This is a genomic window from Neobacillus bataviensis LMG 21833, assembly GCF_000307875.1.
Lineage (GTDB): Bacteria > Bacillota > Bacilli > Bacillales > Cytobacillaceae > Neobacillus > Neobacillus bataviensis.
The window spans coordinates 59,055-67,138 of record NZ_AJLS01000127.1 but is presented as its reverse complement, the minus strand read 5'-3'; the positions used below and the strand labels follow the sequence as shown (position 1 = coordinate 67,138).

Genomic DNA, 8,084 nt, shown 5'->3' with positions numbered 1-8,084 from the left:
ATCGATTCGCCTCCGGCTCATCGTGTTTCCTTTATCTCAGTTGGAGCGCTCCAGGCCATACGCCGCTGAACAGGGCGCTTGCGCTTTTCTTATTTTTACTTATTTTCTCTTCATTTGGAAGTACGTGTCTAATACTCTTCGGCCAATTTTTAAGTTTGCGCGATTGTCTTCCTTACCTTCATAAGCCCAAGGTACTAAAACAGCCATGGCTACTTCGGGATGAGAGCTTGGGGCGTAGCTTACAAGACTTAAGTTCATAACGGGCGGCGGCACTTTTCCGTAATTAGTCCTTAAAGGGCCGTCATAAAAGGCTTCGGCAGTACCTGTTTTTCCTGCAGGTGCATACGGGGCATCAGAGAAAAAATTATAGGCTGTTCCACCAGGGGATTGCATGACCTTTTTGAAGCCTAAATGTACACGATTCATCCATTCCTTTTTTACATCAATCGTATTAAGGACGGTTGGAGTGATTTCTCGAAGGACGGGTCCAAGCTGGTCCTTTTCACCCGCAGGTTCCCGAATTTGTTTTACCACATGCGGCTGCATGCGGTAACCACCGTTGGCAATAGTGGAAACATACTGGGCCAGCTGCATGGCGGAGTAGGTATCATATTGGCCAATCGCTAGGTCGAGTAAATACCCCGGAAGCTTGCTTTGCCCTTTAAATCCTGTTTGTTCATTTGGCAAATCAATGCCGGTTCTTGTTCCTAACCCAAACGAGGCGAAAGAGTTTCTCATGGTTTCGAACGCCATCCTGTTCGTGAAATTTAATGGTTTATCGTATTCATAATGCCCTTTGCCGATCTTGATCGCTGTATGGAACATATAGACGTTTGATGATTTTTTTAAGGCTTCAATTTCATTTAATCTGCCTAAATAGGCATAGGATTTTTTGATGGGAGTGTCTTTAATCTTAATTCCGGAATCATCAAAAGTGGTACCGGGCGAAATCGCCCCTGTTTTATAGCCTGTTAAAATCGTTGCCCCTTTTACCGTAGAACCGACACTATAGGTAGTGGTGAAAGTTCCAAGGGCATCATCAACCATTTCTACCTTTCCGGTATCTTTATCCTTGACTATCTTTTTCCCGGACATTGTCAATACATCTCCCGTCCAAGGATCCATTAAAACGACATAGGCCCGGTCGGATAAATAGGTGCCGGGTGATTTCTTTGCGGCCCAAAGTTCTTCCTCAACCACCTTATCGATGGCCATTTGCAAATCCATATCAATTGTTAAAACAAGATCTTTTCCCTTTTTCCCTGAAAAAACGGATTGGGTGTCAATGACACTGCCAGTTTTATCTGTAATATTCTTCACCTTGGATTTAAAGCCATGAAGGACATCTTCATACTGCATTTCTAACTGGCTTTTGCCTATTCGGTCATTATGGCTATAGCCCCTCGCTAAAAAATAATCTAATTGCTCTGCAGGCAGACCATCACCGTAATTGGTCACTTTTCCCAATACAGATCTCAATGTATGGTCGAATGCATATGTACGATCCCAATCCGTTGTTGTTTCCACCCCTGGCAGGGAATGCAAATTTTCACTAACCACGGCAAATTCCTTTTCGGTAACCTCCTCGTTTTTTACCATTTGCGAGGTGAATTTATATCCGCTCGTAAATTCACGAAAAATCGCCAGTACCTCAAGGTCTGCAGCTGTTAATTCTTTCAAATCCTCCTCAGTAATGCGATCTAATTTTAATTTATAGATTTCTTGATCTGTTATTTTCTTGGCATCATATAAGTCTCTTTCTTTTTTGGTGATTTTCGTGTCGGCTCGCTTCTGATTTTTCAACAACCAATAATCCCGCTTGTCCCTTTCTGTGACCTTATCTGGCTTTTTTTCAATTAGCTGAGCTAATTTTTTGGCGGTTTCAAGCATCTCCGTTTGGCTAAAACCTTCATTTGTAAAGGTAATAGCACTTTTCGGAACATTATCGACAATCACACGATAATCACGGTCGAGCAGTTTTCCTCTAGGCACTGGATGACTAACTGTAAAATCTTCTTTCCTTTCCAAATCTCGTTTGAAGTTTTCTCCATAAACAATTTGAACGAAGCCTAGTCGAAGAATTAATACAGAAAATAATAAAAAAACACTAAAAAAAAGTACATTTAGGCGAAAAGGAAAATGAGACTTTTTCTTTTTCTGTTTCTCCAAATCGTTGCACATCCTTTTTACTAAATTGCTCTTTTTTGTTATTTATAATTAGGATAAAAAGATTAAATCAATAGAAACTAGAGGAAACGGGACGCAAATGGAGGTATGTTCATGAAAAAACAAAACAAGCAGCAAAATCAGTCACAAACCTTTCAACAGCAACAAATGCAGCAACAACAGCAGCAGCTGAATCAAAACCAGGCAATGATGGAGCAGCAATTTCAAACTCAAAAACAGCAAGCACTACAGACGATGCAGCAGGCTGAGCAAATGATCCAGCAAAATGCTTCGATGGCCAATCCGCAGGCAATGCAGCAGGCAGGACAACAGCTGCAACAGGCAGTTCAACAGCTAAACCAATTGCAAGGAATTGCGGTGACCCAGGCAACCACTGCTCAGCAGCAGCAATTAGAACAAGTCCAGCAGCAAATTGAGCAAGCCGCTCAGACGCTTAGTTTAATGGAGTCACTTAATGAAGGAGATTATAGCTTTAAAAAAGGGTAAATCAACGAACCCAGCTTTCATCTGCAAGCTGGGATTTTTTTATGCCTGAGCCGAAGCTTGTACAGCCGCTTTTACGGCATCTTTTATTTCTTGATAGCCAGTACAGCGGCAGAGGTTGGATTGCATCCATTCCTCAATGACTTCATCATCCGCATTGGGATGCTTACTAGCCAAGGCGTGGCAATTTAAGATAAAGCCAGGAGTACAAAATCCACATTGAATTGCCCATTTTTCGACAAATATCCTTTGAATTGGGGAATCCATTAGACTTTCGATGGTGGTAATCGGCTGGTCAATGGTTTCGATGGCAAGGGAGAGGCAGGAATGCATTGGATCACCATTAATTAATACGGTACAGGCGCCGCAATCCCCATTTTCACATGCTCGCTTTGCACCAGTTAAACCCAACTGATCGCGTAACGAATGTAAAAGGGTATCAGCCGACCGAACCATTACCTCATGGGTCTCTCCATTTACATGCAGGTTGATTACTGTTTTTGATAAACTATTTTGGATCATGTTGGTGCCACCTCCAAAGCATCTATTATTACATGCAGGGCATTTTTTAAAACAAATTCACGGTATTCGCTAGACGCCTGTATGTCATCAACAATCGGTGATGGAAGCAGGCTAACAACCTTATCAATCCTTTCAACCTTGGAAAGGGAGGTTTCATTTAATGCCGCTTCCACTTGGTCGGATCTAAATGGAAATTCACATACACCGCTAAAAGCGGCACGTATTTGCTGTTCTTTCAAGAGTGCCGCAATTGAAACGACAGGATAACTGATCTTAGAGATTTTGGTTTTTTTTAAGCTGGCAAAGGGAAGAGACATATAGCTTTTTTTTACTGAAATATGTACAAGGAATTCACCTGTATCGAGCTTTAACTCTCTATCGAAAAGGTTTGCTAATGGAAGGACTATTTCCCCTTCATTTCCGGCCAGTTTTACCTTTGCCTCTGATAAAAGAAGCGGTAAAATACCTTCCCGATAGATTAACCGGCTATTTATATTTCCTCCAATGGTAATCTTGTTCCTTGAAGTATGGTCAGCAATTTGTTTAACGGTTTGCCCCAGCAACGGAAATAAGGCAGATTCCGAAATTTTATTCAGTGAAACAGCAGCACCGATGACCAATTGATCCTCTTGCTGTTCCAATACATGACATTCTGGGATTCCCTTAATATCGATAACTGCATCGGCTTTCATTTGATTGATGCGGGAAAAAGTTATAAATTCGGTACCACCGCTATAGTAAATAACCTGTTTTCCCTGATTTTGAAGCTCCCGAAACGTTTGAACCGCTTCGGAAATGGTGTTTGGTTTAAAGTATTCAAAGTCAAACGGAATCATTTCGGGCCTCCTTCCGTGTCTTCCAGATTAATTCCGGTATCAACGGCAAATGATTTAAATTTACTTGTGCAGCGGTAGAAAGGCTATTGGCTAGTGCGCCTGCCATGCCAATCACTCCATATTCACCAATCCCTCTTGCACCATATGGCCCGTCAGCGGCAGGGGACTCAATAAAGTCCACCAAATATTCAATTGGCTGCTCCCCAAACCGCATAATCTGATAAGTTCTTAATTGGGGATTTAACACCTTTCCCTTTTCATCAAAAATAAATGCTTCTCTGCTGGCAAAGCTAAGCCCCAAATACATACCGCCCCGCATTTGCTGGGTGGCCATCGCCGGATTAATGATGGTGCCGCCGTCAAGGACCGTTACAGCTTTTAAAATTTTATAGGTAAAATCGTTTGTATCATATTCTATTTCTACTGCCTGTGTCCCAACCGACCACCATGGACCAGGTTTGCCAAACCCTGTTTCTTTATCCATCGGGGTTAAATGGCGCTGAATATAGGTTCCGTGTCCAACAACCTGACCTTCCACTGCATGTCCATTTGGGTATTTATATCCTAAAGCTATATCCTCAATTTTTATTCCATATTCAGGACTGGGCTTGAGGTATACACGGCCGCCGCCAACCTCTAAATCTTCCATAGAACATTGCATGGCAATGGAGGCAGTTCGTTTTAATTGCGAAATCGCATCGTCGGCTGCTGCCATGACCGCTCGTCCTGCTAAAAAAGTGGTACTGCTGGCGACAGTCCGCCATTGGTGGGGGTCGTATTGTGTATTCACCTCCATTGTGACATGAACTTTTTTGATATCCATTTTTAACCTTTCTGAAACTATTTGGGCTAAAACGGTTTTGGTTCCTTGACCTAATTCGATAGCTGCGCAATTCACAAACACACTGCCATCTGCATTAAATTTAATAATGGCTCCTGATTGTGCATTTGTGGATGTTGTTGATGTTTTCCAAAAGGTACTGATCCCTTTAGCCTTAATTTTATTTTTTGAAATTTCAATCCGTTGTCCTTCATCCCACTGTATAAGCTCTTTGGCACGTTCCATGCACTTTTCGACATCACCGATGTTATTAGCGTTTAGAACGGTCTGAGTAGGCGAGGTGTTCCCAGGTTTAATCACGTTTATTTTACGCAGCTCAATCGGTTCCATGTTTAATTTTTGCGCCAGCTGATCCATTGTCCGCTCGACGACAAATGTAAGTTCGGGGTGTGCGTATCCCCGAAAAGAAGTAGCAAACGGATGATTCGTATACATACAATAAGAATCACACCAAACATTTTGAATATGATATGGACCTGTACAGTCAATCGCCATTGCTCGGGTAATCCCAGCAGCCTGATCAGTGTAGGCCCCAGAATCAATCAGGAAGGTATATTGACCAGCAATAAGCTTTCCTTCTTTATTAGTGCCAAGAGAAATGGTCGCTTCTAGCCCAATATGACAAGGGGCTGTAATTAAATCATCTTCACGCTCATATTCTAATTTTACCAATTTTCCGCCAACTGCCTTTGATGCTAAGTAGGCAAGCGGTTCTAATTGAACGTTCCCTTTCCCGCCAAATGCACCACCGAGTAAAGGTGTGTGGACAATGATATTTCCCACATCGATATTAAAAAATTGATTTAACACCTTTTTAATTGTAAAGGGAGATTGGGTAGTTGAATGAATGATAACCTTGCCGGCCGGGTTTATTTCCACCCTGGCACAGCGGGGCTCTATTGCTGTGTGATCAGATAAATTAAAAGAGTAGCTAGCTTTAATCTTCGTCTCGCATTGTTCCCATGTCTTAATAAAATCTCCCTTACGAATTTTGATATGACTTCCAATATTCGTGCCTTGGACAGGGTAAACATTGCTGATGATTTTCATATACTGACCGGAATTTTCATGGATTAACGGTGCGCCGGTTTTGAAGGCCTCTTGAACAGAATTAACCACCGGTAATGGGGCATAGTCAACCTTTACCAGCTGAGCAGCCTTTTTGGCCTGGTGTTCATGATCCGCCACAATAATGGCCACCGGTTCTCCATAATATCGTACTTTTTCAAAAGCTAACGGGGGACGATCTGCAAGAATAGGGCCGATATGATAAGGGAACATGTTGCCGGTCACAATGGCACGAACACCGGGAACTTTCCATGCTTCAGTAAGATCTATGTTGTTAATTTTTGCATGGGCATGTGTACTGGTCACTAATTTGGCATGAGCTAGGCCAGGGATGGAGTAATCCCCTAGGTATCTCACCGTCCCAGCTGCTTTTTCGACTGCGTCAATTCTCTGTTCGGACTTTCCAACCGATTTCCATGGTTTTTCTTGCATAAAACGAAGTCCTCCTGGCAAATAAATATAGTTGTTTCACGACCTAGATTTTCTCCATGTTATTTTGTCTTTTGTTGTAAAATTTATACAGTTTGACAAATGATTAAAAGTATCATATATTATTAGTAATTAAATATTTCCTTTTTAAAGGGGAGTAGCTGCTACAATAAAGTCGTCATTTCGAGGATTCATTTCTCCGGCTTTATTGGCAACATGGACGTTGTTAGCAAGACCTTTACTTTACTGTAAAGGTCTTTTTGTGTATTTTTGAGGCCTTTACTGTATACAGTAAAGGCCTATTTTTTATGGCGTGAGGGAGTAATTGGTGAAAAGGAAAATTTTATAGGGGGAATGAATGATGGATGTTACTCTTTTACTGGAATATGGATGGGTCTTATTGATTTTGGTGGCTTTGGAAGGTTTGTTGGCAGCGGATAATGCTTTGGTACTCGCGATCATGGTGAAACATTTACCTGAGGAAGAGCGGAAAAAGGCGTTGTTTTATGGTCTTGCCGGGGCTTTTGTCTTCCGCTTTGCATCATTATTTGTGATTTCGTTCCTTGTTGATGTGTGGCAAGTTCAAGCAATTGGGGCACTATATTTGTTATTCATGGCAGGTAATCATATTTTCCGGAAGTTAGTGAAAGGGAAATCGGGAGAAAAAGACGAGAAGGAAGTACGTAAGGCTGGAGGATTTTGGACGACTGTATTTAAGGTAGAAATAGCGGATATCGCCTTTGCTGTAGACTCCATTCTTGCAGCCGTGGCGATGGCAGTGGTTCTTCCAGACACCAAGCTTCCCAATATTGGGGGGCTTGACGGGGGTAAGTTCTTAGTGATCTTTGCTGGAGGTATTATAGGGTTGATTATCATGCGTTTTGCTGCCAACCAGTTTGTGAAGCTACTGGAGAAAAGGCCTGGTCTCGAAATCGCAGCCTTTACAATTGTCGGCTGGGTCGGTGTTAAACTTGCTGTCTACACTCTTTCGCATCCATCGCTCGCGATTCTCAGTGAGGAATTTGCCCATTCAACAGAATGGAAGGTGAGCTTTTATCTAGTTTTAGTGGGGATTGCCGCAGCAGGGTGGTTTTTTTCAAAGGACACTACACAAAAAAAGGTCGAAAGAGCTTCATAAAATTAGGATTAAGTGGGCATATTTTCCATCACACCAGGAAGGGAAATCAACTATGCCCACTTAAACCATTTCTATTTGTTAACTTTTAGGGTACAATAATGAAAGTTGAAATCATTGACCGGTCTATCGGTATACAGGTGAAGGAATGAAGTATTCTTTTGTTCGTTTTATTTTAGTCGGGATTGTTAATACGATTGTTGGGTTATCTTTTATGTATTTATTTTTGCATGCACTGGGTCTTTCATATTGGATGTCCACCTTTCTCGGTAACTCAGTCGGAGCCTGCGTAAGTTATTTCTTGAATCGGAATTTTACCTTTAAGAGTCAAAATTCTGTGTCAACGAGTGCCATTCGTTTTGTGATCGTGATTTTGTGCTGTTATTTTTTTTCCTATCTTGTTGCAGAAACCCTTGTTGTATGGTTATTTCATGCGAATGAACTGTTTAATGAAAGTGTAATAACAGATTTTTCTGTTTTGGTTGGAACTGGAATGTACACGGTACTAAACTATTTTGGTCAAAGGTTTTTTGTTTTTCCTGAATATAAGAAATATAAGAAAGCGGGCTCATGATGGTTAATT

Annotated in this window: 7 protein-coding genes; 3 read left to right on the top strand and 4 right to left on the bottom strand. The window is 41.7% G+C overall.

Annotated elements, in window-relative coordinates; translation table 11 throughout:
- Positions 1-99: 99 nt before the first annotated feature.
- Positions 100-2,169, bottom strand: coding sequence for a peptidoglycan D,D-transpeptidase FtsI family protein (locus tag BABA_RS18850; protein ID WP_007086825.1), 2,070 nt, complete (start codon positions 2,167-2,169; stop codon positions 100-102).
- A 111-nt stretch (positions 2,170-2,280) separates the two neighbouring features.
- Here BABA_RS18850 and BABA_RS18845 point away from each other — a divergent pair, with 111 nt between their 5' ends.
- Positions 2,281-2,673, top strand: coding sequence for a hypothetical protein (locus tag BABA_RS18845; RefSeq protein WP_007086824.1), 393 nt, complete (start codon positions 2,281-2,283; stop codon positions 2,671-2,673).
- A gap of 39 nt (positions 2,674-2,712) precedes the next feature.
- On the opposite strand, the gene BABA_RS18840 is transcribed toward BABA_RS18845, so the two are convergent.
- Genes BABA_RS18840 through BABA_RS18830 form a run of 3 tightly spaced genes read right to left on the bottom strand, consistent with a single transcriptional unit; the run spans position 2,713 to position 6,369 of the window.
- Positions 2,713-3,192: a (2Fe-2S)-binding protein gene (locus BABA_RS18840; RefSeq protein WP_007086823.1), complete on the bottom strand. Its 480-nt coding sequence runs from the start codon at positions 3,190-3,192 to the stop codon at positions 2,713-2,715.
- Positions 3,189-4,028, bottom strand: a complete 840-nt coding sequence (locus BABA_RS18835; RefSeq protein WP_007086822.1) for an FAD binding domain-containing protein — start codon at positions 4,026-4,028, stop codon at positions 3,189-3,191. Before BABA_RS18835 ends, BABA_RS18840 begins: the two co-directional genes overlap by 4 nt.
- Positions 4,015-6,369 carry a xanthine dehydrogenase family protein molybdopterin-binding subunit gene (locus BABA_RS18830; protein ID WP_007086821.1) on the bottom strand — a complete coding sequence of 785 codons (2,355 nt, stop codon included), beginning with the start codon at positions 6,367-6,369 and terminating at the stop codon, positions 4,015-4,017. Before BABA_RS18830 ends, BABA_RS18835 begins: the two co-directional genes overlap by 14 nt.
- A gap of 358 nt (positions 6,370-6,727) precedes the next feature.
- On the opposite strand from BABA_RS18830, the gene BABA_RS18825 reads away from it, so the two are divergent.
- Both BABA_RS18825 and BABA_RS18820 read left to right on the top strand, forming a co-directional pair.
- The gene (locus BABA_RS18825; RefSeq protein WP_007086820.1) at positions 6,728-7,504 is read left to right on the top strand and encodes a TerC family protein; all 777 of its coding nucleotides are present in this window, start codon (positions 6,728-6,730) and stop codon (positions 7,502-7,504) included.
- A 145-nt stretch (positions 7,505-7,649) separates the two neighbouring features.
- On the top strand, positions 7,650-8,075 hold the full coding sequence (locus BABA_RS18820) for a GtrA family protein (RefSeq protein WP_007086819.1): 426 nt from the start codon (positions 7,650-7,652) through the stop codon (positions 8,073-8,075).
- The last annotated feature ends 9 nt before the right edge of the window (positions 8,076-8,084 follow it).

Bases quoted from the DNA above. Each gene is read 5' to 3' on its own strand.
- BABA_RS18845 (WP_007086824.1), top strand. From the start codon at position 2,281: ATGAAAAAACAAAACAAGCAGCAAAATCAGTCACAAACCTTTCAACAG.
- BABA_RS18840 (WP_007086823.1), bottom strand. From the start codon at position 3,192: ATGATCCAAAATAGTTTATCAAAAACAGTAATCAACCTGCATGTAAAT.
- BABA_RS18835 (WP_007086822.1), bottom strand. From the start codon at position 4,028: ATGATTCCGTTTGACTTTGAATACTTTAAACCAAACACCATTTCCGAA.
- BABA_RS18830 (WP_007086821.1), bottom strand. From the start codon at position 6,369: ATGCAAGAAAAACCATGGAAATCGGTTGGAAAGTCCGAACAGAGAATT.
- BABA_RS18825 (WP_007086820.1), top strand. From the start codon at position 6,728: ATGGATGTTACTCTTTTACTGGAATATGGATGGGTCTTATTGATTTTG.
- BABA_RS18820 (WP_007086819.1), top strand. From the start codon at position 7,650: ATGAAGTATTCTTTTGTTCGTTTTATTTTAGTCGGGATTGTTAATACG.